Raw genomic sequence first — 24,097 nt, 5'->3', positions numbered from 1 at the left:
AACATTTAAGTTGAACATCTATTTAAGTATTTGGAGTGATAAAAATGTGTTGGTAAAACCATACCTATCAGTCTCTCTTATAGTTAGACGTGCAAATGAGTTGTTGAAGACATTAAATGGCGGCTTTATTTAGTGGATTGTCAGACAGGCGACATATGATACTTTTAGATTAGCTGCAGTTCATTCCTCAACGTTCAACTTAAAAGAGGCAATCAAAGGTGTGAAAGGACGTGCTGTCGGTCTAAAAACAGTAAGAGGGCATGTTATAGCTTCAGTAAAAGCTTGTTTGAAAACTAAATCCCGTTCAATATGGCACGTTCTGGTTTCATTCTTTTCGCAGTCGCTCTATTAATCCTGTCCAGTAAGACTATTCTAGCCCAGTTGCAAAATCCACGCAACATTCCCTATACCTGGCAGACTGACACCACGAAGCGTACCGTCCCGCTGTCAGAATTTAAGGTTGCAGTTCCTAAAGGCGCATTTCCAGTACTGCAGGTCCCGAAATTTATCGGAGCCCGAGAGGGGCTGCAGGCTTATTTTAAACACGAACCTGTCATCAGTGTAGTCATAAACGGAAAATCGAAAGCTTACCCGCTGAATGTGTTAACTGTGCATGAAATAGCAAACGACACACTGGCAGGTACGCCCATCCTGGTAACTTATTGTCCGCTGTGTAACGCCAGCGTGGTATATGACCGCCGCCTGAACCAGAAAGACCGCGAGCGGCTGTTGGACTTTGGGGTGTCAGGTATGCTGCGCCACAGCGATATGGTGATGTATGATACCCAGACAGAAACCTGGTGGCAACAACTGATGGGTGAAGCACTGGTGGGGGAACTGGCAGGGCAAGAATTGAAAGTGATTCCTTCTTTGGTCATCTCGGTGGAGGAATTCTTTCAGCGCTACCCCGATGGGCAAATTCTTTCTCCGGAGACAGGTATAGCCGGTGGGTATGGGCAGAACCCCTATGTTGGCTATGATGACCCCAAAGGCCTGCCTTATGAATCGTTCATAGACAAAGACAAGGTGGACAGAAGACTGCCGCCTATGGAGCGCGTGGTAGACGTGGAGAGCAAGGGAAAGCGGAAAGTATATCCTTTTTCGGCCATCTCCAGGCTAGGAGTCATCAACGATACCTTTAACGGGAAGCATATCGTAGTCTTTTACAAATCCGGTACGGTTTCGGTGCTCGATGAAAAAGACATCAGCAAGTCCAAGAACGTGGGCACGGCTACGCTGTTCAATGCCGTGCTAGACGGGCAGAGGCTGACATTTCAGAAAAAAGGAGAGATGTTCGTAGACCAACAGACAGGCTCTACTTGGGATATTACGGGCCGCAGTGTGGCAGGTCCTCTCAAGGGAAAGCAGCTTCGGATAGAGCCGCACAGCAACCACCTGGCCTTTGCCTGGCTTGCCTTTTACCCTGAATCAGAGATATATCAGGAGAATAAAAAAGCGAAATAACAGGAGGGGGCTGTTCCCGTACCTGTATCATCACACCTAAACAACTCTGTTAGATGAAAACGATACCTGTTACTTTCCCCAATACCAGAGGCCAGTTACTCTCCGGGCGACTGGAAATGCCCGTTGATGGTAAACCGCATGCCTTCGCCTTGTTTGCCCACTGCTTTACCTGTAGCAAGAACCTGACTGCGATACGCAATATAGCACGGGCCTTGAGCCTGATGGGGGTTGCGGTGCTGCGGTTTGACTTCACAGGCTTAGGACAGAGCGAGGGAGAGTTTGGCGAAACGGGACTATCCTCGGACGTTAATGACCTAGTGAGTGCAGCCGATTTTTTAAAACAGGAGTATCAGGCACCGGTCCTGGCCATCGGGCACTCACTTGGAGGTACAGCCGTACTGATGGCGGCCCGTGCTTTACCCTCCGTGCTGGCGATTGCCACCATCGGGTCGCCTTGCGATCCGGCTCATGTCAGGCACCTGTTGCGAAGTGATATTGATACCATCAATAGAAATGGGGCGGCGATGGTGGACATAGGTGGCCGGCCTTTTCCTATCAAACAAGAGTTTCTGGATGATGTAGACTCCTTTGATCCCGAGCAGGCTATCAAGGGGCTTGGCAAAGCCTTGCTTATACTTCACTCCCCGCAGGACAAAGTGGTAAACATAGACAATGCAGCCGCTGTTTATCAGGTAGCCCGACACCCCAAGAGTTTTGTATCGCTGGATGGCGCTGACCATTTATTATCCGACCCCCGGGACTCCCTGTACACAGGGGAGATGATTGCCTGCTGGGCGAAGCGGTATATTCCTTTTTCACAGCCAGAGCCCATCAGAGCCCGAAAACGAGTGGCAGCACGTATAGGGCCGGATTCGCTTACTACTGAGATAAAAGCGGGCGTGCACTCGTTACTGGCCGACGAACCAACAGAAGTCGGAGGACTGGATCTGGGACCTACGCCCTATGACTTAGTAGTTGCGGGCCTCGGAGCCTGCACCGCGATGACACTGCGGCTGTATGCCGACCGCAAAAAATGGCCCCTGACCAATGTGCTGGTGCACCTCAACCATGATAAAATACATGAATTTGATTTAGAAAACCCGGAAAAAAGTTCACTCCTGGACCACATATGGCGGGAGATTGAGCTGGAGGGGGACCTGACGGAGGAGCAGCGAAGCCGGTTGCTGGAGATAGCAGAGAAATGCCCGGTGCATAAAACCCTGCATGCGCGCGTTAAGATTATCTCCTCCCTGCTGCCTCGAGGCGTGAATGCATATTAAAAATGATATCAATTAATAGTAATAAAACTTAAAGTATAAAACATGAAAGCAATTTGGAACGGCGAGACCATCGCAGAAAGCAACGATACCATCGTAATCGAGGGAAACCATTACTTCCCGATAGATAGCGTTAAGAAAGAATACTTTGAGGATAGCGATACGCAAACGGTCTGCCATTGGAAAGGTACAGCCTGTTACTATACCCTGAAAGTAGACGGAAAGGAAAACAGGGACGCCGCCTGGTATTATTCGGATCCGAAAGAAATGGCCAAGGGTATAAAAGGCCGGGTGGTCTTCTGGCGAGGAGTGGAGGTAGTGAAGTAACACATTTTTAAATCCTTGGCCTAAACCTAACACGATGCCTGCCACCTCTATAAAAGAACCTGTTGCCGCCCCTGAAAGTAATATAGCTTCTGCCCATGCAACTGCTCCATCTTCTGCATCAGCAAAGGAGCCTGCTGTTACAGCCTATGACATCATCGTTATCGGGGCTGGCTCTGGTGGCCTGAGTGTGGCCCTGCCTATGCATGCGTTTGGGTTAAGGGTATTATTGATTGATAAAACGGATGAGGCTATTGGTGGGGAGTGCCTGAACGATGGCTGTGTGCCCAGCAAGGCACTTATCCACGCGGCGAGGGTAGTGCAGCAGGCCCGTGAGGCGGGTCGGTTCGGGCTGAAGGTCCAGGGAGAGGCAAGTATGGCCGATGTCATGCAGTTTATCCGCGAGCGGCAGAACATCATCCGGAAACATGAAAATGCAGCCTATTTCCGGAAGATAGGGATTGATGTTGCCCTGGGAACAGCGCGTTTTGTGGGCAAAGATGGGGTGGAGGTGGACGGCAAACATTACCGAGGCCGGAAAATCGTTATCGCCACCGGCTCACGTCCCCGCAGGCTCTCCATTCCCGGAGCCGAGGAGGTGAACTTCCTGACAAACCAGAGCATTTTTGAGCTCCAGCAATTACCTGAAAACTTGCTGGTTATTGGGGGTGGACCCATTGGCATTGAAATGGCGCAGGCTTTCCGGAGACTGGGGTCAGCGGTAACGGTGGTACATGATCAAGAAATGATCCTGGATAAAGAAGCCGGGGAGATTTCCAGCGTTCTGTACAAGCGGCTTCAGGAGGAAGGTATACGCTTTGTGCTGAAGGCAGAAACCCTGCGTTTTACAGATGCTCACCACCTCTTGCTTAAAAACATAGAAGGACTGGAAGAGACGCTGGCCTATGACGAGGTGCTGCTATCCATCGGCCGCGAACTGAATTACGAGCAACTGGATTTACCCAGGGCTGGCATAGAAACAACCGGCAGGGGCATAGTGGTCAATGAGTACCTGCAGACCTCCAATAAGCAGGTATATGTGTGTGGTGATGTGGCCGGTTCTCTTCTGTTTTCGCATGCAGCCGAGCAGCAGGCCACTGTGCTGCTGCATAACTTTATGTCTCCGTTCAGGAAAAAGCTCGATAACAGGCACATGTCCTGGGTAACTTTCACAGACCCGGAAGTTGCTACGTTTGGCTACAGCGAATCTCAGTTAAAAGAAAAGAACATCAGGTATGAGAAGTTAAGCATGGACTTTACACAAGATGACAGGGCCGTTGTGGAAGACTACCGGTATGGAAAGCTGGTACTGTATATTGAAAAGAGCGGCATCCTGAACTGGAACCCCAGGCTGCTGGGCGGCTCTATGATCGCTCCCCATGCCGGTGAAATGTTTCAGGAGCTGGTATTGGCAAACACCCACGGAATGGGCATCAACGCTTTTTTTGATAAAATATACGCCTACCCGACGGGCTCTACTGTTAACAAACGCATTGTGATGGCTAAAAAGCAGCAGCAACTGACGCCATGGATTAAAAAAATCCTTAAACTGCTGTACAGGGTTGGGTAAGTTTGAGGAGCAACAGCATGGAGTGGTGGAATGATATACAGGAGTGGTTTTGGGGATTGGGGAATAAGTACCAGGTAGACCCGCTTATTTTTGGCGGTATCTATGTTGGAGCCATTCCATTTTTCTTTTTCTCGCTTGGGTGGCTTATCCGGAGCATCCAAAGGAAAAAATCGGTTGTTTTACCTGTTTTGTTTACGGGCTTCTTTTTTGTATCCGCTTACCTGTACTTGATCGTGGTTGGCGAGAATATACCCTGGTGGGTATACCTGGTGATCGCCGCGCTGGTAGGGTACGGGGCTTTCTCTACCTACCAGAAGGTTATGCAAAAAAGCAGGGATAGGTAAGAACTGCCCAGGAGGTGCGTGTGAATAGCTCAATAGCGTACCAAGCGGATGTTTCGATCAGAGCCCCTGCTGTTGCTTTGTCTGCACAAAGAGGCATTTAACAAATACCGGCAACCATGCACTCCTGGCAGATGAGCCTGAAGCCGTCGGTGGTCTGGATTTGGGACCTACGCCCTATGATCTGCTGGCAGCAGCCTTGGGAGGCTGTACTGCCATTACACTTCGCTTAAATGCTGATCACAAGAAGTGGCCCTCACAAATATTCTTGTTCACCTGAACCATGATAAAATACATGAGCTGGATTGGTAAACACTGATAATAAGAATACTATGGCTCATATATGGCGGGAGGTTGAGCTGGAGGGAGACCTGACGTAGGAGCAGCCTAACAGGCTGCTGGAGCTTGCTGAGAAGTGCCCGGTGCATAAAACCCTGCATGCGCGCGTTAAGGTCATCTCCCCCCTGCTGCCTCACGGGGTAAATGAACATTAGCAATAATTGTAGCATATTGATCCTTTAAATGACAAGATCCATCTATGAATTTAATGATGATATAATGCTGGAAGACATCGCAAGGTATACAGTTCTAGGGTTTGGTGCTTTTATTATAGGAGCCGGATTTCTGATGCTTTTAAAACCAAAGAGAGCACGATTGCTTTTAAGAAAAGCAGGAAGTACCAATATTATCAATTACACAGAACTAATAGGCAGAATGATTCCAGCTACAGCATTGATTCTGTATGCTGACTATTCAAAGTTTCCATTTGCGTTTCAGGTAGCAGGTTGGTTTATGTTATTTACGTCAATGGTTTTGTTGATTGTCCCAAGAAAGATGCACCACCAGTTTTCAAGCGCAAGTGCGACACTTATTAAACCACTGTACTTTCAGTTTATTTCCCCATTAGCATTTATCATAGGAGGAATAATTGTTTATTCGGTGCTTTAGGTCTACTTGTCATGGTAAGGAGGAGAATCAAGAACATCAATACTTTTAGAGCCTAGTGTCTTTAGAAGATGCGATACTAGTTCATTTAGGTGCATTGAAAAACACGGAGGGTGAAAAACTGAAAAGTACGTAAATGCTTTTAGGCTGCTACGATAGCACCAAGAAAGAGTATTTTAAATAACAATATTTAGAAGTTCCCTACTGGTAATGATCAACCCTTACTATAACCCTACTAGTATTCAGGTACGGCCTTTCATTGAAGATGCTAAACCATATAAGCCACATCAGAGGCCATGGTAGGGTAGGAGAAGGGGAAGCTTTTTAGGTCTTTTGACGTCAGTCCCGCCTTTATTGCCAATGCAAATACATTAATGGTTTCATCTGCATGTGGCCCAACTAGGTGCGCCCCTAGCAGGGTACCCTTCTGTTCATCGAGGAGCACTTTGTAGGCATAGGCCTGTGCAAGCTTTCTGCGTCCGTTGAACCACTTGCGGGCATCACCGGAGCTAACCTTATACTTTATACCGTTTTGCTTTGCCTGTTCTTCTGTAAGGCCTACGGAGGCAATCGGAGGTATGGTAAACACCACCGTTGGGATTTCGGGGTAGGCTGCTTTGGTTTTGTTGCCCTTCACAAGGTTAGAGGCCAGTATGTGTCCTTCGTACACGGCAATGGGAGTAAGGGGAAGCCCCTGTGTGTCGGCCGCATCGCCGGCGGCATAAACCCTGGGATTGGAGGTGCTCTGCAGGTACTCGTTCACTGCGATGCCTTTTCGGCCGTGCTTCACATTGCCTTTACCCAGCTGCAGCTGTTCCACTTCCGGTATCCGCCCGATGGCGCTTACTACCAGCCCTGTTTCAATTTTTTCAGTTCTGCTATCTTGGTTGCTCACCGAGACCCTGTATCCATCACCGGCCCTGATGATCTCACGTACTTCACAATTCAGCCTGATATTAATGCCGGCATCTTTTGATGCCTGCAGCACGTGTTTTACCATGTCCTGCTCAAAGTGCTTCAGCGCCTTAGGGCCGTGCTCGATAATGGTGACTTTTGCCCCCGCACGGGCAGCCAGGTGCGCAAACTCAAACGAGATATAGCCGCCGCCAACAAAGGTGATATGTTCCGGCAACTCCTGCAGGTTCAGAAAATCGGTGCTATCGATGGTGTGCTCTGCACCGGGTATAGACAGCCGGCGTGGCCTGGCTCCTGTTACAATAGCTATCTTCTCTGCTTGTACCTGCTCTTTACCGACAAGCAGCGTACTTTCATTCACAAAAGACACGGTGCCATGGTAGGTATGGATACCTGCTTTCTCAAAGCTGTGCTCCATCTTTTCCGGTACAGGATCTGTGAAAGTGTCTTTAAAAGCCATCAGCTGCTGCCAGTTTATACTTTGCTCGCCCTGTAGTCCCTTGCCTTGATGCTGCTTAAACTGCTCGTGCAGTTGTGCTGCATCCACCAATACTTTTTTGGGGTCGCAGCCGCGCAGCGCACAGGTCCCCCCATAAGGCCTGAAGTCGGAAATAGCTGTTTTAAGTCCATTGGCGGCGCATTTACGCGCAACGGCAGCCCCGGCCATTCCCGCCCCGATCACAAACACATCGTATTTTTTCATCCTGCATATAATTAAGTACTTGCTTAAATACTTAACTAATCTTATGTTTGTTTCATAACCGTGGAATAATGAAAGAAGAAGACAAAACCTGTATCAGAGTCTATGCCGACCAGGAGCGCTTGGAGGCTTGCGCCCATAAACTGGAGGCGGCCGGGGAGATGATACAGCGGCTGAGCCAGGTGCTGAGCCTTGCCGGCAGTGAAACAAGGCTGCAGATCCTGTACCTGTTGGAAGAGGAGGGAGAGCTGTGCGTATGTGACATCAGCGATGTGCTGCAGATGACCATGCCTGCCGTGTCGCAGCAGTTGCGCAAGCTGCGTGACGCCAACATCATCCAAAGCAAAAAAGTAGGGCAGACGGTATTTTATTCGCTAAAGGAAGAGCACCTAGAGGTGATACGACCGCTGTTTCAGTTCATTCATAGTAAATCATCAGCTAAATCAGAAGACCGTGTATGAAACCTGCATTTCCAAATCTTATAGGTGGTGGCCTGCTGGCTGCCGTATTTGCTTCCCTTTGCTGCATTGCTCCCCTGCTTGCAGTAGTAGGTGGGGCCACGGGTGCACTATCTACATTTAGTTGGGTAGAACCCTTGCGGCCATACCTGATCGGTGTTACCGTTGCTTTACTGGCCGGTGCCTGGTATCAGCGGCTGCGGAAGCCTAAGGCTGACGTAGACTGTGCCTGCGATGAGGAGGAGAAGCCTGTTTTCTGGAAGACCAAAGCATTTCTGCTGGTGGTAACGGTACTGGCGGTGATCTTCCTGGCCTTTCCCTATTATGCGGATGCCTTCTATGAAAAGCCGGCATATGCCGAAACCAGCCAGGAGACTGTAAAACAAACCCTTCACCTTCAGATCAAGGGCATGACCTGTACCGGATGCGAGGCCCACGTAAATCAGGAAGTTGGCAAGCTGCCTGGTATAATGGGTGTAAGTACTTCCTATGAACAGGAAAGCGCCACCGTAACCTATGATAGCACCCAGGTTCAGCCATCCACAATTCTAGAAGCAGCCCGCAAGACAGGGTATGTTGTAAAACTAGAGGAAGATTAATTATGGAAGCGTTAAAGCATAGATCTGTTATTACCTGCCCAAACTGTGGGTACAGCAAGGAGGAAGAGATGCCAACGGATGCCTGCCAGTATTTCTACGCCTGTGAAAAATGTGAGCAGGTACTAAAGCCCAAGCCCGGGGACTGCTGTGTTTACTGTTCCTATGGGTCAGTTGCCTGCCCGCCGGTGCAGCAGGAAAAGAACTGTTGTAGGTAGAAGTACAGTAGTTTATACTTTAGATTGACCTGTAATTATGTCTGCTGCTTGACTATCCGTTACCGCTCTTTTTGAGATATAAGTTTAGCTACTCCTGTTTTCATACCTGTAGTGTTTAAGCACAGCGCCGAGGAGGAAAGATTACTGCTGTGGTTATATAGCCATTCTGTAAAAAGAACATTAACAGAAAGGCATAAGTAAACTTCTGTGCCTGCAGTTGCAGCAGTAAACAATGCGGTTTACAGGCAAAGAACGAAAAGAGCAAGGTAGTCGTAGTCTCACATGTGCAGGAAGAAAGACTCCTGTAAGTCAAACTCGTAGGCTAAAAGAAAAGAGTATGAAGCTGATACGATACGGAACACGAAATCAGGAAAAGACAGGCGTTGTAGTTGGGGAGGACATGTTTGATACCTCCGGCTTTGGGGAAGATTACAACGAGCACTTTTTTGAAACAAAGGGCCTGCTTCGCCTTCAGGATTTTCTAGCATCAAATCAGGGAAAGCTTGAGAAGATACCAGAGAGGAGTCGCCTGGGCAGTCCTGTTGCACGGCCGTCAAAGATCGTTTGTATTGGCCTGAACTACGCCGACCATGCCGAGGAGATGAAGGTAGAACTGCCTGGAGAGCCTATTCTTTTCCTGAAGTCTACTACGGCCTTGTCCGGCCCGAATGATGGGATCATCATACCCCGAGATTCAGTAAAAACAGACTGGGAGGTGGAGCTGGCGGTGGTGATGGGAGCCAAGGCAAGCTATGTGTCAGAAGCAGAGGCAATGGATTATGTGTGAAGGTTCAAAAGATGCACTACAGTTACGGGTGTTGATTTAATCTTGCAATATTACTATTATTGAAGCTGTGGACTTGTGGGTAACTCGTTAGAGTTATCCATAAATCCACAGCTATTTTTTTGCCTGTATCGCTATGAATAAGCAGGAACAGAAGAAGAAAGCCAGAGCAGACTGGATCAAGGTTTACCAACAGCTGGGGTCCATCAGCAAGGCTGCCCGCCGCTGCGGCATCGCCCGCTCCACCCTGCAGCGGTGGATCAGACGGCAGTCTGAGGAGGGATTGGGAGACCGCTCCAGAAGGCCTCACCGGCTGGCCAGGCAGAAGTGGGACGACGAGGTAGTCAACCTAATCCTGGACACCCGAGACACCCATCGCTACGGCAAGATCAGGATCTGCTCTCACCTGCTACTACACCATCAGATAAAGATCTCCCCTTCAACCGTGGCCCGGGTGCTGGAGAAGTACAACATGAAGCCTCTTAAGCGCTATCGAAAGAAGAAGGATTATAAACGCTACGCCAAAGATATTCCTGGAGAGAGGGTTCAGATGGATGTCTGCAAGATAGACACCGGCATCTACCAGTACACTGCCATCGATGACTGCAGCCGTTTCAGGGTGCTGCACACCTACTCCAGAAGAACAGCCAGAAACTCCGCACACTTTCTGGAACGGGTGGTTGAGCAGATGCCTTTCCCTGTACAGCGGGTCCAAACGGACAGGGGGCGGGAGTTCTTCGGCCTTGCCTTTCAGGAGAAGCTCCGTGAGTATGGCATTAGGTTCCGGCCTATCAAACCACGCTCTCCGCATCTGAACGGCAAGGTGGAGCGAAGCCAGCAGACTGACTTGCAGGAGTTCTATGTGGCGGCTAATCTAAAAGATACCCAGCTAAACGACCGGTTAGAGGAGTGGCAGTTTCACTACAACTGGCACCGCGCCCACAGCTCACTGAAAGGAAAAACGCCCATGGATGTGGTAACTGAGAAGTCAGCCCTCACCCCGCTGTGGGAAGACATCGAGGCCAAGTATGATGCGGCCAGAGAACCGATCCGAGAACAGAACTACGGCTGGGAGAGAAAGCTCAGCAAATACAAAACAAAAAGAAGGCCTACCAAAAATTAGAAACATCTAACTTCTGGCAGGCCTGTTAGTGTAGCGGATCTATAGAACCACTACAGATTATGTGGCAGGGTACTGCCTGCACAACGATGTGTCGGAACGGGAGTACCAGTTTGAGCGTGGCGGTAACTGGACCAAAGGCAAGGGCTGCGATTCCTTTGCACCCATGGGGCCTGTACTTGCAACAAAAGATGAAATTAGCGACGTGGACAACCTGCGCCTGTGGCTAAAGGTGAATGGCGAAACGATGCAGGATAGCACGACGGCCAACTTCATTTTTAAAATCCCTTATATTATTTCATATGTGAGCCAGTTCATGACCCTGCTTCCCGGGGACGTGATATCTACCGGTTCACCGGCCGGTGTAGGCTATGGCTTAAACCCACCGACGTTCTTAAAGCCTGGGGATGTAGTGGAGTTGGGGATAGATAACCTGGGAGTTGCAAAGCAGCATGTTACGGCATAACTGAAGATGTTGTTTGCTTAACCATAATACCTCCCATCTCTGTAGTTATGAAAAGTCACCGGGTTTCGTACCTATCCATTTTTCTTCCAGTAACTGCACGATCATCAATTTTGCTGGTTCTGTACCGACTGTACCAGAAACATGCCCCTTATGGCCCTGCGCATTGGCTTTGGTGTTTTGGTCGCCTCCAAAGGAAATTTCACCCGTTCCCATCTCTACGCGCTGCCCGTCCATGGTTTCCACATACCACCGCCCGGATAATGGCACGATCCACTGAGGTTTTGGGTTCTCGTGCCAGGCGCCGACCCATCCAACTGGTAGTTCGGTAAATAACACTTTTGTATTAGCTGACAGCAGGTGGTTGTTCCATTGTTCATCGGCATCTCCTCCCATGCTTTCTTTTTTAAAAGAAGTTAGTTCTTCACGCGTTTGGCGGCTGACACCTTCATCGTCTGTCCAGACGTGCCAGTAAGATTGTAAATGCTTTTCAACTTCTTCTTTCGTTTTTTCTGCCATGATACTGTTAAATAAAGCAACAGGGTGCTATAATTTGCAGATTAAGATATGCACGAACAGTTAAAGTTTCTATTTAATACCATCCTGTTTTCCGTTTCCGGGCTTCATTGTGCGCCTGATCTGTTCGGCAATCCAATCCGGATCTTCCATAGGAATTAAGTGACCTGTCTGTTTTGTATTGATAAGCTCGGCAGAATGCAAGACCGTCATTACCCGCTCATTGATGACGTCAGGAGTCATGACCGGATCATCTTCAGAGGCAAGCACTGTAATGGGCAATTCAAGAGCCGCTACATATTCAGCAATGGAATGATCCATCCCTTTTTCCAGCCACCATTTCCAGGTAGTCTGATCTATGATGAGTTGTGTTTCGACTGCCAACTGGTGACGTTCCTGGGATAACTTCTTCTTAATCCCACTCTCTACTGTCTTTTCTGCTTCTTGTCTGTCGGGGTGGTGGAGCATACGCTTCTTTTCTTTTTCAGGCATGGGTTCCGTTGTAGGTGGGGAAGGGGCAATCAAGATCAGGCGTTTCACGGTATCTTTAGGAGCGTCAGCTGCAATTTGCATAGCAATTTTACCACCCATAGAATGTCCAATAAGTGAATAGGTTTCGATGCCAAGTAGCTTCAGCTCCTTTTGTACAAAGTCTGAGAATCCCTTGATAGTCGGTTTATTCAAAGCCTTCGTTTCTCCAAAGCCCGGCAAATTAATGGCAATACAGCGGTACTCATCCGATAACATCTCTGTTACCCAGTTCCAGCTTTGGGCAGAGCCACCAAAGTAGTGCAGGAACACCAGGGCTTCCCCCTGATCTCCCCACTGTTTTGCAATTTCATTTTGAGGCATTTGATTTATATTTTATGCATTTTCACTATTAATCGAAGTATGTGTGGCATCGGTTTACCCGAATGCTGTTCCCACTGAGCCTCCATCAACCCTATAGTTGCTTCCGGTAACATAGCTGGCATGCTCTGAGCACAGAAAGGCGATCACAGCAGCTACTTCTTCTGCTTTTCCCCGCCTGTCCACCACAATGTTGGGGCGTTTGTTATCCAGGAACCACTGAATCACTTCGTCTTTGGATGTATCCCGTTCCTCTGCCAACTGATCCATCATTTCCTCTGTCATGGGAGTTTTTACATACGCGGGAGAAACACAATTAATCACAAAGCCTTCCTTGGAGTACGCCCTCGACAAGCACTTTGTGAGGTTAATGATACCAGCCTTACAGGCATTATAGGGTGTTTCTTCTTCATAAGGCTGCAGGGCATTTTCTGATGCCACCAATACAATCCTTCCCCAGCCGCTTTTCTGTATCTGCGGTATAAAGGCACGGCATACACGCACAGCTCCCATCAGATCAACATCAATGGATTCGAGCCAGTCTTCGTCGGTGAGTGTAAGAAAGTCGCCGGCAGCCCCCCTAATACCTGCGCAGTGCACGAGCATGTCTGTTGTGCCAAACTTATCTTTTGCCTGTTTGGCCAGCTCAATAACTTCTTCGTTTTTTGTAACATCTGCTGTTATTGCAACTACGGTAGCTCCATCTTTGGCAAATTTGCGAACCTCCTCAGCAGCATTTTCAAGTTCTTCCGTTGTTTTATCACTCAGGACAATGTTCACACCTTCGCTTGCTAAAATCTTAGCTGTGGCTAGTCCCATTCCGGAATCTCCTCCTGTAATGACGGCTGTCTTGCCTTTTATTTTTAAATCCATAGTTCGTTTTTGGCTGGTTATTGTTAAATCTGTTATTTCCTTTATTTTTAATCTTTTGTAATCTTCCAGATAACTCCGGTACCTTCCTGCGGCGTGGGTCCCATAGGACTTACCGTCATAATACCAAAGTCGGCGATGTACATGCTCTTGCCATCGGGGGAGAAGCCTATACCTAGTGGCCTTTCTAATCCGCCGTTATTTTGGTGCGCCGATGACGGTCCCGGTTTTTTATTGGTGGCAAAGTCTGTCACCTGGCCAGTGTTCACGTCTACCCGCGCCACCTTAAATCCGGTGGGCTGGTTGGTGGTACCGGTGGTTGGGGTCATGTCACCGAACTGAGCGATGAAGGCTTGTCCGCCATAGCCAAATGCATCGTTAGAGAACGCGATACCATTAGAGGAGGAGTGAATCCCCAGCACGGCAGCTGGCTGCGGTGGCGTGCCTGGGTGCTGCTGCAGGAGTGGGGCAGGAGCCTCTTCGCCCGGGCGTTTATACTTATCGGAGTTCAACGGAGCGCCGCCCTCAAAATCAGGCCAGCCATACCAGGCACCTTGCTTTACTTCCCACAGATGGTCGCCTTGGGTTACAATAGGCCTTGTGCCACGGGCATCGAAGCTGTTTTCAGTTATAAAAAGACGTCCATCAGGTGAAAAAGCCATGCCATAGGGGTTACGCAAGCCCCAGGCCACCAACTCCACAGATCCTCCTGTTTCGGGTACGCGCATGATAGCGCCAGTACAAGGTACGCGGCCTTGTATTACTTGGCCGGGCTTGGTAGCGGTTCCATAAGGTACATATGCCCCGGTGGAGGTCAGGTCGGCACCTTCGCCGGATAATATGTTGGGGGTAGTGAAATTTTTGCCAGACAGTATAATGTCTTGGCACGGAATGTCATGAAGTTGCTTGTTATCAGCAAGCCATCCCATCAGATAATTGTCTTTGCCTACTATACCGGAGTTAGTGGTCGTTCCTTGCCCGAAGTAGATATAGCCATCGTTTCCGATGACAGGGCCATTTGTCTGGTGGTCACCGAAGCGGGGGAGGTTCTCCACGATAGCCGTTGTCTGCCCGTCTTTTGTAATCCTGAGGATACGGCCTCCTTTTTCGATGTTTCCCTCCGCCACATAAAAGCTGCCATTTTTATAGGTCACACCGTTCCAAGGACCTTTATCCTCGCCCTCTGCAATCGACCTAGTTTCACCGTTCGCCATTAGCTGCACCAGGCGCGGCTTCTTGAAAACATCTATATAAGAGTAACCAGCTTCTATAAAATACACGTTGCCCTGCTCATCAAAAGTAATTCCGGAAGGAAAAGTAAGACTGGTTGCCACAGCTTCTACCTTGTATCCTGGCGGCACCTGCACATCATTGGCATTTACCGTCCGTTCTATGGCAATATCGCGTTGCTTTGTCTTCATCATAGTCTTCATTTTGGAACAACTTGCTGCCATATAGAGCAGGAAGACCAGCAGGAATAATCTGGTTAGCGGTAATTTTTTTTTCATAGTTATAATTGATGATGTAAAACTTGTTTAGCACTTTTATTATACTTTGCCCCTACTTAATGAGTTATTTTAGAAAGCTTGGCAGCACCTGCTAGAGCGCCTTTGGTAGTCATTTATACGACATGGAGCTATGAAAAAAGCCTTTGAGTCTACTGTTAAGGCGATATGGCAGCAGCTTTGTCAGTTACACGACAAAACTGAAGTTTTTAGTGATAAACAAAGGTTGAGCTGTCAGATAAAGGGTAACTCACGAAAGCTGTTGCCACGATATACAGGACATTATTTGAGTCACAATTTAATTGTGTGCACCCATTATTTAATCCTTTTTCTTCAGCAGGGCCTTCCTTATAACTTTTTGCTTTGCAGGCAAAGGCAGTATATTGTCAGCTGAATTAAATAATATAAATATTTACATGGCACGCATACAGGTAATTGACCACTCAGAGGCTACAGGTGAGTTAAAAAAAATCTATGATGATCTGGTAAATAAGCGCGGAAAGCTGGCGGAGGTACACAAGATCCAGAGCCTGAACCCAGCTACGATTGTACACCACATGGACCTTTATATGTCCATTATGTACGCAAAGTCCCCGCTTAACCGTGCACAGCGCGAAATGATGGCGGTGGTGGTGTCGGCGGCAAATAACTGCGAATACTGCCAGATACACCACAAGCAGGCGCTGCAGCATTATTGGAAAGATGAAGAACGGGTGAACACGCTGGCAAAGGATTATACTGCTATCGGATTGGAAGAACCGGACCAAGTTTTATGTGACCTGGCATACCACTTAACCGCAGCGCCAAGCGGTGAGCAGGTAGAGCAGGCGATTGACAGGCTAAAGCAACTGGGCCACGACGACAGAGCCATCCTGGATGCACACCTGGTCATCGCTTACTTCAACTTCGTCAACCGCCTGGTACTGGGCCTGGGGGTAGCGCTCGAAAGCGACCAAGGCGAGGGCTATAAGTACTAAGCCTCCACTTCGGCCTGCTCCGGCTTCTCAAACTGATCCTGGGCAGGCTGCTCTTCCTTTAGCTGCAGGTTATCGATGGAAACGCTATAGCGCACATCCCCAATCTTGCCGTTTTCATACTTATACCCGATTAATTTAGCCGGAAACAGCAGGCCCTGGTGCGCTTGGTAGTCTTCATACTTCAGCGCGTTGAACTGCTCACTTGGCTGCCCGTTGAAAAAGGTGACCGTGTAGAGCAGCCATACCATACGGTTTGTTTCTGGATTGATCAGCATGCGGTATTCATCTTCGGGTGTGTCGCCAATGCCTTCTCCGAAAGAGACGCCGATCACGTTAAACCTTTTGCCCTGCAGCTCCATAGGCTCCAGCTGCTCATAATTCACACCCGGGTCTGCCAGCACAAAGGGGATGGCGTAGAAATAAAAGTACAGGTTGTGATAAAATTTCGCTGACTTGCCAGGATAAGCCGCTCTGTTCGGGCTCACCCATACCTGCTTTCCATCATGCCCAATGGTGTAGCCGTCTCCTTTTACTAAGTCCTTTCGGTTATTCAGGTCAATGAGGTGCGTCTCGGTGTTTCCATTGTTGGTGAGCTGGTACTGCATACTTCCCAGCTTTTTCCATTGCTCCAGACCGCCATGCGCATCGAGCACTTTGCTAAAGTAGGCCGGATAGGTCGGTTGTTCGGCAGTCTCTCCCGCTGTAACGTCTGTGGCTTCTTTTGTTTTATCTTCTGCCGGCTGGCAGGCTTGTAAAATAAGTGCCGTGAGTGCAGCGTAAATCAGGTTGTGTTTCATCAGAAAGTATTTATTAAATATAAGATATAGTCATGTGCTGTTCAAATTAATGGCAGGCTACTTCAGCTTTAGTTTGTTTGTCTTCCAGTAGCTTTTTCAGGTTGTTCAGGTTCTTTATGCTGTTTAGTTCCATAAAATATTTAGCCAATGGTAAGAGCAGTTTAGAAAGAAAGCCATGCTGCGGGGTGAGATGTACGCCGATTCCTACGATGGCTTCCTGATCACCAACAGGTTCAATCTGGTACAGCGTCGTGATCTTAAGCGAAGGGACCTGGATGGTGCCGGTCTCTATCAGCTTGATCTTACCGCCGTCCTGTGCATAATCTTCTATCCTAACCTCTACCTGCTGATGACCAAGGATGCATTCATGCACCGTTTTCACCCTGTTTATCTTGTGCTTTCGCAACGTGATGCGCTTTAATCCAGTCATCCAGCACAACCGTTGCGACGGTTCTGTGAGCGCATAGAGTACTTCTTCCGCAGTAGCCTTTATCCGGGTTTTTTCCATTCTCCTGATGACCGGAAGCTTAAAATGCTCCAGCGGGGGTGGCTCCGGGATAGACTTTAACCAGCCATCCAGCGGTTTATAGAAGTAGGATATTTCGCCAAGTCCTTCAAAATTCTCTTTCAAAGGTATGTAACCTCTAAGTTCTTCCGGTAACGCTTTGCTGCTCTGAGCCAGTTCGCTGCTAATCAAAATATATTCCTTGAGTGGAACGCTGTTCTTGAGAAAGCGGTGAACTGCAATCACATCCCTGCCCGCGAGCTTTATCCTGTCTCCAACTGAGAGGGTGGAAAGCTGGCCATAATGCAGTATGAATTTAAGGGAGAGATTGCTAACACTCGAGCAGGCTCCACAATGGCAAATCAGGTCCCTTTGGTAATATTTTAGGTGCTGGTGAAAGCTAATGTAAATGTGATGCACCAGCTCTTCGAGCTCGTGTAGCACAGGCTGTTCCTCCAGACGGAAAAACAGGATGGCGTCACCTTCTATTTCGGATACCTCAAACGCGTTTCCAGTCGCCTGTATCATTACCTCCAATAGTTCGGCAATGATATGCTGGCTATGAGAGATAGCTGTCTCATTAACAAACCGGGTAAAGCCGCTTATATCCGGCATAAAAAGTATACCGGGGCGTGGGGTTGGTATGATGGTATGTGTTTGCAATTTGTTATACAGTATGCTTTGTCAGTTTTCAGGTATGGGTTCGGTTAATAAGCTCTGCCACCAAGCCGGTCCAGCCTGTCTGGTGGGATGCCCCGAGCCCTTTGCAGGTATCTCCGTGGAAATACTCATAGAACAGCAGCAAGTCCCGGAAATGCGGGTCTCTCGTGTATAGGTCGTTTAATCCGTGTATCCGGCGATGGCCGCTTACATCTGCCTTAAAAATGGATATTAGTCGTTTACTCAACTCCCGGGCCACTTCCGACAGGGAAAGTAAATTTCCAGAATCGGTAGGGTACTCTACTTTGCAGGTGCCCCCAAAGTAGGCGCAGTACTTTTCCAGCGACTGGATGAGCAGGTAATTTACCGGGAACCACACCGGGCCTCGCCAGTTGGAGTTACCTCCGAACAAGGGTGACGTCGCTTCACCGGGCTGATAGTCCAGCGAGAAAACCTCTCCGTTCACAGCGAGCTCATACGGCTTTACGTGAATCTTTGAAAGTGATCTGATTCCTCCCGGAGCCAAGAACTCTTTTTCACTGAGCAGCGCCTCCATCAGTTTTTCCAGCCGTTTACGGGGTACCAGCGATAGCAGTATGTCTTCATTTTCCTCATTGTCTTCAATCACCCGATAGGCGTTGTTTTGCCTCCTGTACTTTTTAAACCACTTCAGGCGACCGTAAAAGTCCGGCAATTGTTCCACCAGTTCTTTTTTCAAAACCAGTACTGCAAACAGGGTGGTCAGGCCTACCAGCGAGCGAATCTTAATAGGTGTTTTACTGCCATCCGGCAAGGAAAGCACATCATAAAAAAAGCCCTCTTCCTCGCTCCACGAGCCCGCCCAGTTTTCCCGTATCTGGTTCAGCGATTCGGTGATATAAATGAAATGCTCAAAGAACTTGGTGGCTACGTCTTCGTAGCTTTTATTATACTGGGATAACTCCAAGGCCATTTCCAGCATATTCAGGCTGTACATAGCCATCCAAGCGGTGCCATCTGCCTGCTCCAGAGTGCCGCCGCCGGGTATTTGTTCGCTCCGGTCAAATACCCCGATGTTATCTAGCCCCAGGAATCCACCCTCAAAAATATTATTGCCTTGACGGTCTTTTCGGTTTACCCACCAGGTAAAGTTTATCAGCAGCTTGTGAAAGGCCCGCTCCAGAAACTGATAATCCGCTTTCCCGTTTCTTTCCTTGTCCATGCGGTACACCTGCAGGCAGCCCCAGGCATGCACCGGTGGATTTACATCGCCAAAGCTCCATTCATAAGCCGGCAACTGTCCATTTGGGTGCATGTACCACTCGCGCAGGAAAAGTATCAGCTGGTTTTTGGCAAAGTCCACGTCCACCATGGCCAGTGCCACACAATGGAAGGCCAGATCCCAGGCAGCGTACCAAGGGTACTCCCACTTATCCGGCATGGAGATGATATCCTCGTTGTTAAGCGTGTGCCAACGGCTGTTTCTGCCATCTACGCGGCTCAGCGGTGGAGGAGGGGGCCCCGGGTCCCCCGACAGCCAGCGGGGAATATCCAGGTTATAGTACTGCTTGTTCCAAAGCATGCCTGCCAGCGCCTGCCGCTGTATCAGTTGCTCTTCCTTATCCCTGCAGGTTGTGATTCCCAGGTAAAAACTGTCTGCTTCCGAAATGCGCTGTCTGAAGAGTGCTTCAAAAGGCTCCCTAAAGGGCTCCCCTTCCAGTACTTCTTTGCGAAGCCTTAGCCGGACTACTTTTTCCTCCCCGCCTTCTAAAACAAAACGATAGAGCGGTGCGAACTTGGTGCCTGCGGTATTTCCCTGGAGCAGTTCCGGTCTATTGCCAACTACGGCAGTGTGGAAGGCGTCCTTCACATAGGGTGATGGGTTTGGGAAGCCGAATAGGAGCGCTGTATTGGTATCGTTTTCCGTAAACAACAGATCCTCCGGTGCCTCAAAATAGAAGACATAGTTACCAACTTTCGGATACTGCAACATGGCGCTGCCGTAGTTTGCTGCAGGTGGACTCAGGGTAATAACCGGCTTCTGTGGTAACAGGCCAAAGCTCCAGAGATTGCGGCACCACAGGGTGGGCAGCAGCGTGAGCGGGGCGGGTTCTTTGCCCCGGTTGCACAGGGTAATGCGGATACAAATGTCTTCTTCCGAAGCTTTGGCATACTCGGTAAACACATCAAAATACTTTCCGTCCTGAAATATGCCGGTGTCCAGTAGTTCATACTCCGAATCGTAATACCCACGACTTAGATTTTCACGCAACAGCTTCTCATAGGGGAACGCCTCCTGAGGGTACTTGTACAGGTGCTTCATGTAAGAGTGGGTGGGGGTGCTGTCCAGGTAATAATAGAGCTCCTTCACGTCTTCCCCGTGGTTGCCTTCATGGCCGCTTAGTCCGAACAGTCTTTCCTTCAGGATGGCGTCATGGTGGTTCCATAGGGCAAGGGCAAAGCAGATCCGCTGCCTGCTGTCGCTGATGCCCGCTATGCCGTCTTCGCCCCATCGATAGGCCCTGCTGCGGGCATGGTCGTGCGGGAAGTAGGTCCATGGGTTCGCGTCTTCGCTGTAGTCCTCCCGCACTGTACCCCATTGTCGCTCACTCAGGTAAGGCCCCCATTTGAGCCATTTTCCCTTGCCGGCATAGTTTTCAGTGAGTCTTTGTTGTTCAGCGTTCATGCGTGAAGTGTCTCTACGGGTGGAAGCTCCTGTTATCCACTATTTTGTAATTCGGGTCCTTTGCTTTTAGCGTAGTGGGAGGCTTTCTTACAAAGAGGGCCACGATGATTCCGAATATAATATGGCCTGCCAAGCTGCTAAGTAGCAGGAGCAGTTTGTTTTCTTCTGCGACTGACAAGCCGCCAAACAGGGCTTTCATTATCAGGTTGATCACCTGACTGCACGCAAAAATTATCACACCAAAGATCACCCCTTTTACATACTTGCTGGAGATCTTCCTTTGGAGGCGGTCATTTAGTTTTTGCTCGAATTTTAAAAACAAGAAAGCATAAGCCAGCGCAAAAAAGATCCCCATCACAAAATGCGTGATCCAACCGACTACCAGCGGCACTCCCATCATTTCAGCCAGCACACTGGGCGCACTCCTGTAGGGCAAACCCAGAAGAGGAGTCAGCAGCAGGGCAATGGTCATCAGACCTGTCCCAACAAGCCCACCCTTTAATACCTGAATGATGATCGGTTTCAAAATTGGTTATACTAACATTATACCTTTTTAAGATTCGTTGTTTATTGTAAATCAACAGTTTATATACGTGTAATACTGTGTTTAGAAGTTCGTGAAAACCATGCTTTGGGTAAGTTCCTCCTATCAGCAGCTTTTCCTGTTACTAAGTTAACCTCATTAAAGGAGGGCTTTTGTCATTTGTGCGACAATACAAGAAGTTATGTATGGGGTTCTTTGTAAAAGGCCTATTAGGGCTGACCAGAGTGGTGAACTGTCACTTATTTTAAGAATCAGGCAAATGCAGATCAGTTTAATTGTCCCGTTGGAGGAAAAAGAAGGAGCTATACAAGAACTGAGCAGGTATGTAAACGGCTGCGCCGCTTCCCCGTGTGTGAAGGAGATCATCTTCATCAGAACGAACGGTGGCCATGCCCTGCCACCATACCTGGGCAATGCGCCTAAAGTCAAGACATTACTATTCTCAGGTACTACTAAGGCTGACTGTCTGGAGGCAGGGGCTTTTGAGGCTACCGGCGACATACTTTTCTTTTTAAAACCCGGCAATTTCCCAGGGCCGCAGTTCGATCAGCTTATTCTGGCAAGTTTACAGAACAATACGAAGGCGGGCGTACTGGTGCAACCCGACAGAGGCTCGCTTTGGAGGAAGATTATGGCGAAGCTTCCCTTGCGCTGCGCCCTTTGCTTTATCACTGTTAATAATTTTTTCACCAGCAGGCAGGCGTTTCATTTAAGGAGCCGGCAGGATACTACGCGAAAGTACGGCACCTTCAGGCAGGTGCTTCACCAGTATGCTGTTTCTTTCAGGGCAACCTTGGTTTGATATACGGTTACACGAACAGCTGTTATTTCTCGATGTAAAAATACTTCACAAATGAAACAGGCGGATACCGTTATACTCGTGTTCTTAAAACCCTTTGAAGCAGGTTATGTCAAAACACGGCTGGCAGCTACTGTAGGAGACGCTGTGGCACTGGACGTATACAGGCACCTGGTCGAGCATACCCTGCAGCAGTTGCGCAAGCTTCAGCCTTATGCGGACGTGGTGCTTTGCTACAGCCGCCAGGCGGCCAATGGGCAATACATTTCTGAATTCCCGTGCCTGATCCAGAAAGGCGAGGACTTAGGCGACAGGATGCTGTATGCCTTGGAGTGGGCGCATGCCAGAAAGTATGACAAGAAACTTATCATCGGGTCAGACTGCTTCGAACTTACGGCAGAGATACTGGAGCAGGCTATTCTTTGGCTGGAAACAGAGCAGGTGGTGGTAGGACCGGCGATGGACGGAGGGTACTACCTGATCGGCATGAAAGAGTCGCATGCCGAGCTTTTCGCTGGGATTCCTTGGAGCACTTCAGGGGTCATTACCGCCACAGTTGAGGTACTGGAGCGCCTGAAACTGGATTGGGCAGCGCTTCCGCCTCTCTCTGATCTGGACGAGGAACAGGATCTGCTCAGCTATCCGTCGCTTTGTCGTGCGGTGGGCCTAGAGCAATAATGCAGCAAATTTGTCCAACTGTCGGACGCGCGACAATATACCTCGGGTAGTTTAACCATTTTTGGTAAACTGATTGAAGGGTATGAGGTTACTACAAAATATGAGACTACTACTTATGGCGTTGTTTGTGTTTGTAGCCAGCAGCTGCCAGGGGGGCTCCTCCCTTGGCGCTGAAGGCACAACCCCGCCATCGCACCAGGTATGGGACGAGTTGCTGCGGCAGCATGTGCGCAAAACCGGTGAAGTGGATTACAAAGGTTTTATAAGGGACAAGGCAAAACTGCAGCGCTACCTCGACACGATCAGCAATAACCCACCGGATAAGAAAACGTGGTCGGAAGCCGAGCAACTTGCCTATTGGATCAATGCCTACAACGCCTACACCGTGAAACTGATCATCGACAATTACCCGCTCAAAAGCATACAGGACCTGCACCCGACCCTGAAAGTGCCGGGCGTGAATACCGTGTGGCACAAGAAGTTCTTTAAAATTGGCGGGCAGGAGGCCAGCCTGGACGAGATCGAACATAAAATCCTGCGCAAGCAGTTTGACGAACCGAGAATACATTTTGCCATCAACTGCGCCTCGTTTTCGTGCCCACCCTTGCGAAACGAGGCCTTTGTGGCGAGCAAGCTGGATAAGCAGCTGGACGAGATGGCCCGTGCATTCATCAATGATCCCAAGCGGAACAAAATTAGCCCTAACAGGGCAGAAGTGTCGCAGATTTTCAACTGGTTCAAAGGCGATTTTACGAAGAACGGCAGCCTGATAGAATTTCTCAACAAGTATAGCAGCACGAAGCTTAGACCCAACGCCGAAGTAGATTACATGAAATACGACTGGAGCCTGAACGAATAGCTATGCGCAGGATAAGCGTGATTATACCGGTTTACAATGACAGCGTTGCGCTGCAAGAGCTGTTAAAGCATTTGGACCGGGCGCTCGATAGGCAATTGATGGAGGTGGTGGTGGTGGATGGCGGCAGCACCGACGGCGTGGAAACCATAATTCCTACAGAAGTAAAGCTGCTGCGGACGGCCAAGGCCAATCGTGCGGTGCAGCTGAACGCCGGAGCGCAGGGGGCAGCCGGGGACGTGCTGTACTTTCTGCATGCAGACTGTCTGCCCCCGCTCACGCTTGTCGAAGATATAAACCAGGCTATAGACGCAGGGTATCCAGTGGGGTGCTACAGGCTAAAACTCACGCCCGGTAACTGGCTGCTGAACATTAATTCCTTCTTTTCACGGTTCAGGACCATGTTTAGTGGCGGAGGTGATCAGTCGTTGTACATGCCTACAAAGATATTTGAGGAAGTAGGTGGCTACAATGAGGACTATTGCGTGATGGAGGATTTTGAGTTGGTGCACCGCCTGCTGCCTACTTACGGCTATCACATTCTGCCGAAGAATGTATACGCTTCGTCCAGAAAATACAGTTATAACAGTTATTTCAGGGTAAACCTGGCCAACTACCTTGCTTTCAGGCGCTACCAAAGGAAGGTGCAGCCGCAGGTGATCCGGGACCATTATCACGCACTGCTAAAGCAGGTTAAGTAG

The 24,097-nt window shown here is 49.1% G+C and carries 26 protein-coding genes and 1 pseudogene; 18 read left to right on the top strand and 9 right to left on the bottom strand.

Annotation, left to right across the window (positions count from 1 at the left end; all coding sequences use genetic code 11):
- The first annotated feature begins 309 nt into the window (after positions 1–309).
- From I0P70_RS19870 to I0P70_RS19840, 7 genes are all read left to right on the top strand, one after another.
- Positions 310–1,464, top strand: coding sequence for a DUF3179 domain-containing protein (locus I0P70_RS19870; RefSeq protein WP_196120888.1), 1,155 nt, complete (start codon positions 310–312; stop codon positions 1,462–1,464).
- A 53-nt stretch (positions 1,465–1,517) separates the two neighbouring features.
- Positions 1,518–2,744: a bifunctional alpha/beta hydrolase/OsmC family protein gene (locus I0P70_RS19865; protein ID WP_196120887.1), complete on the top strand. Its 1,227-nt coding sequence runs from the start codon at positions 1,518–1,520 to the stop codon at positions 2,742–2,744.
- Between the two features lie 42 nt (positions 2,745–2,786).
- A complete protein-coding gene (locus I0P70_RS19860; protein ID WP_196120886.1) occupies positions 2,787–3,068 on the top strand; it encodes a DUF427 domain-containing protein in 282 nt (93 codons plus the stop codon).
- Between the two features lie 34 nt (positions 3,069–3,102).
- Positions 3,103–4,635 carry an NAD(P)/FAD-dependent oxidoreductase gene (locus I0P70_RS19855; protein WP_196120885.1) on the top strand — a complete coding sequence of 511 codons (1,533 nt, stop codon included), beginning with the start codon at positions 3,103–3,105 and terminating at the stop codon, positions 4,633–4,635.
- Between the two features lie 17 nt (positions 4,636–4,652).
- Positions 4,653–4,979, top strand: coding sequence for a hypothetical protein (locus tag I0P70_RS19850; protein ID WP_196120884.1), 327 nt, complete (start codon positions 4,653–4,655; stop codon positions 4,977–4,979).
- Positions 4,980–5,139: 160 nt separating this feature from the next.
- A complete protein-coding gene (locus I0P70_RS21420) occupies positions 5,140–5,256 on the top strand; it encodes an OsmC family protein (protein ID WP_255531117.1) in 117 nt (38 codons plus the stop codon).
- 242 nt (positions 5,257–5,498) lie between these two features.
- Entirely contained in the window at positions 5,499–5,924 is a 426-nt protein-coding gene (locus I0P70_RS19840) for a hypothetical protein (RefSeq protein ID WP_230392316.1), read from the top strand.
- A gap of 265 nt (positions 5,925–6,189) precedes the next feature.
- Here I0P70_RS19840 and I0P70_RS19835 read toward each other — a convergent pair whose 3' ends face one another.
- Entirely contained in the window at positions 6,190–7,539 is a 1,350-nt protein-coding gene (locus tag I0P70_RS19835; RefSeq protein ID WP_196120883.1) for an NAD(P)/FAD-dependent oxidoreductase, read from the bottom strand.
- A 68-nt stretch (positions 7,540–7,607) separates the two neighbouring features.
- Between I0P70_RS19835 and I0P70_RS19830 the strand changes: the two genes are divergently transcribed.
- From I0P70_RS19830 to I0P70_RS19810, 6 genes and pseudogenes are all read left to right on the top strand, one after another.
- Positions 7,608–7,997, top strand: coding sequence for a metalloregulator ArsR/SmtB family transcription factor (locus I0P70_RS19830; protein WP_196120882.1), 390 nt, complete (start codon positions 7,608–7,610; stop codon positions 7,995–7,997).
- On the top strand, positions 7,994–8,593 hold the full coding sequence (merTP, locus tag I0P70_RS19825; protein WP_196120881.1) for a mercuric transport protein MerTP: 600 nt from the start codon (positions 7,994–7,996) through the stop codon (positions 8,591–8,593). Before I0P70_RS19830 ends, merTP begins: the two co-directional genes overlap by 4 nt.
- 2 nt (positions 8,594–8,595) lie before the next feature.
- The gene (locus tag I0P70_RS21415; RefSeq protein WP_230392315.1) at positions 8,596–8,808 is read left to right on the top strand and encodes a GDCCVxC domain-containing (seleno)protein; all 213 of its coding nucleotides are present in this window, start codon (positions 8,596–8,598) and stop codon (positions 8,806–8,808) included.
- 337 nt (positions 8,809–9,145) lie between these two features.
- The gene (locus I0P70_RS19820; protein WP_196120880.1) at positions 9,146–9,595 is read left to right on the top strand and encodes a fumarylacetoacetate hydrolase family protein; all 450 of its coding nucleotides are present in this window, start codon (positions 9,146–9,148) and stop codon (positions 9,593–9,595) included.
- 133 nt (positions 9,596–9,728) lie between these two features.
- Complete coding sequence (locus tag I0P70_RS19815) at positions 9,729–10,715, top strand: IS481 family transposase (RefSeq protein ID WP_196120879.1); 987 nt, start codon at positions 9,729–9,731, stop codon at positions 10,713–10,715.
- 55 nt (positions 10,716–10,770) lie between these two features.
- A pseudogene (locus tag I0P70_RS19810) lies at positions 10,771–11,178 on the top strand (fumarylacetoacetate hydrolase family protein); the annotation flags it as partial.
- Positions 11,179–11,223: 45 nt separating this feature from the next.
- Here I0P70_RS19810 and I0P70_RS19805 read toward each other — a convergent pair.
- From I0P70_RS19805 to I0P70_RS19790, 4 genes are all read right to left on the bottom strand, one after another.
- Positions 11,224–11,694 carry a cupin domain-containing protein gene (locus tag I0P70_RS19805; protein WP_196120878.1) on the bottom strand — a complete coding sequence of 157 codons (471 nt, stop codon included), beginning with the start codon at positions 11,692–11,694 and terminating at the stop codon, positions 11,224–11,226.
- 69 nt (positions 11,695–11,763) lie between these two features.
- The gene (locus I0P70_RS19800) at positions 11,764–12,543 is read right to left on the bottom strand and encodes an alpha/beta fold hydrolase (protein WP_196120877.1); all 780 of its coding nucleotides are present in this window, start codon (positions 12,541–12,543) and stop codon (positions 11,764–11,766) included.
- A 54-nt stretch (positions 12,544–12,597) separates the two neighbouring features.
- Positions 12,598–13,413 carry an SDR family NAD(P)-dependent oxidoreductase gene (locus I0P70_RS19795; RefSeq protein WP_196120876.1) on the bottom strand — a complete coding sequence of 272 codons (816 nt, stop codon included), beginning with the start codon at positions 13,411–13,413 and terminating at the stop codon, positions 12,598–12,600.
- A 47-nt stretch (positions 13,414–13,460) separates the two neighbouring features.
- Positions 13,461–14,918 (bottom strand): sorbosone dehydrogenase family protein, encoded by a 1,458-nt coding sequence (locus I0P70_RS19790; RefSeq protein WP_196120875.1) that lies wholly within the window; start codon positions 14,916–14,918, stop codon positions 13,461–13,463.
- Between the two features lie 413 nt (positions 14,919–15,331).
- Between I0P70_RS19790 and I0P70_RS19785 the strand changes: the two genes are divergently transcribed.
- On the top strand, positions 15,332–15,892 hold the full coding sequence (locus I0P70_RS19785; RefSeq protein ID WP_196120874.1) for a peroxidase-related enzyme: 561 nt from the start codon (positions 15,332–15,334) through the stop codon (positions 15,890–15,892).
- On the opposite strand, the gene I0P70_RS19780 is transcribed toward I0P70_RS19785, so the two are convergent.
- From I0P70_RS19780 to I0P70_RS19765, 4 genes are read right to left on the bottom strand one after another with little or no spacing between them, the layout of a single operon-like run.
- Entirely contained in the window at positions 15,889–16,689 is an 801-nt protein-coding gene (locus tag I0P70_RS19780) for a DUF6503 family protein (RefSeq protein WP_196120873.1), read from the bottom strand. The two genes, I0P70_RS19785 and I0P70_RS19780, sit on opposite strands and share 4 nt — an antisense overlap.
- A 46-nt stretch (positions 16,690–16,735) precedes the next feature.
- Positions 16,736–17,857 (bottom strand): DUF2652 domain-containing protein, encoded by a 1,122-nt coding sequence (locus I0P70_RS19775; RefSeq protein ID WP_196120872.1) that lies wholly within the window; start codon positions 17,855–17,857, stop codon positions 16,736–16,738.
- 28 nt (positions 17,858–17,885) lie between these two features.
- Entirely contained in the window at positions 17,886–20,519 is a 2,634-nt protein-coding gene (locus tag I0P70_RS19770; protein WP_196120871.1) for a glucosidase, read from the bottom strand.
- Between the two features lie 13 nt (positions 20,520–20,532).
- Complete coding sequence (locus I0P70_RS19765; protein ID WP_196120870.1) at positions 20,533–21,045, bottom strand: DUF6789 family protein; 513 nt, start codon at positions 21,043–21,045, stop codon at positions 20,533–20,535.
- A 277-nt stretch (positions 21,046–21,322) separates the two neighbouring features.
- Between I0P70_RS19765 and I0P70_RS19760 the strand changes: the two genes are divergently transcribed.
- The 4 genes from I0P70_RS19760 to I0P70_RS19745 all read left to right on the top strand — a co-directional run bounded on the left by I0P70_RS19760 (position 21,323) and on the right by I0P70_RS19745 (position 24,097).
- Positions 21,323–21,865, top strand: a complete 543-nt coding sequence (locus tag I0P70_RS19760) for a hypothetical protein (protein ID WP_196120869.1) — start codon at positions 21,323–21,325, stop codon at positions 21,863–21,865.
- Between the two features lie 51 nt (positions 21,866–21,916).
- Positions 21,917–22,540 carry a TIGR04282 family arsenosugar biosynthesis glycosyltransferase gene (locus I0P70_RS19755; RefSeq protein WP_196120868.1) on the top strand — a complete coding sequence of 208 codons (624 nt, stop codon included), beginning with the start codon at positions 21,917–21,919 and terminating at the stop codon, positions 22,538–22,540.
- Positions 22,541–22,640: 100 nt separating this feature from the next.
- The gene (locus I0P70_RS19750) at positions 22,641–23,399 is read left to right on the top strand and encodes a DUF547 domain-containing protein (protein WP_196120867.1); all 759 of its coding nucleotides are present in this window, start codon (positions 22,641–22,643) and stop codon (positions 23,397–23,399) included.
- Between the two features lie 2 nt (positions 23,400–23,401).
- Entirely contained in the window at positions 23,402–24,097 is a 696-nt protein-coding gene (locus I0P70_RS19745) for a TIGR04283 family arsenosugar biosynthesis glycosyltransferase (protein WP_196120866.1), read from the top strand.

This window comes from Pontibacter sp. FD36 (assembly GCF_015686655.1).
GTDB lineage: Bacteria > Bacteroidota > Bacteroidia > Cytophagales > Hymenobacteraceae > Pontibacter.
Note: the sequence above shows the minus strand (reverse complement) of the source record. Positions and strands in the feature narration are given on the sequence as shown.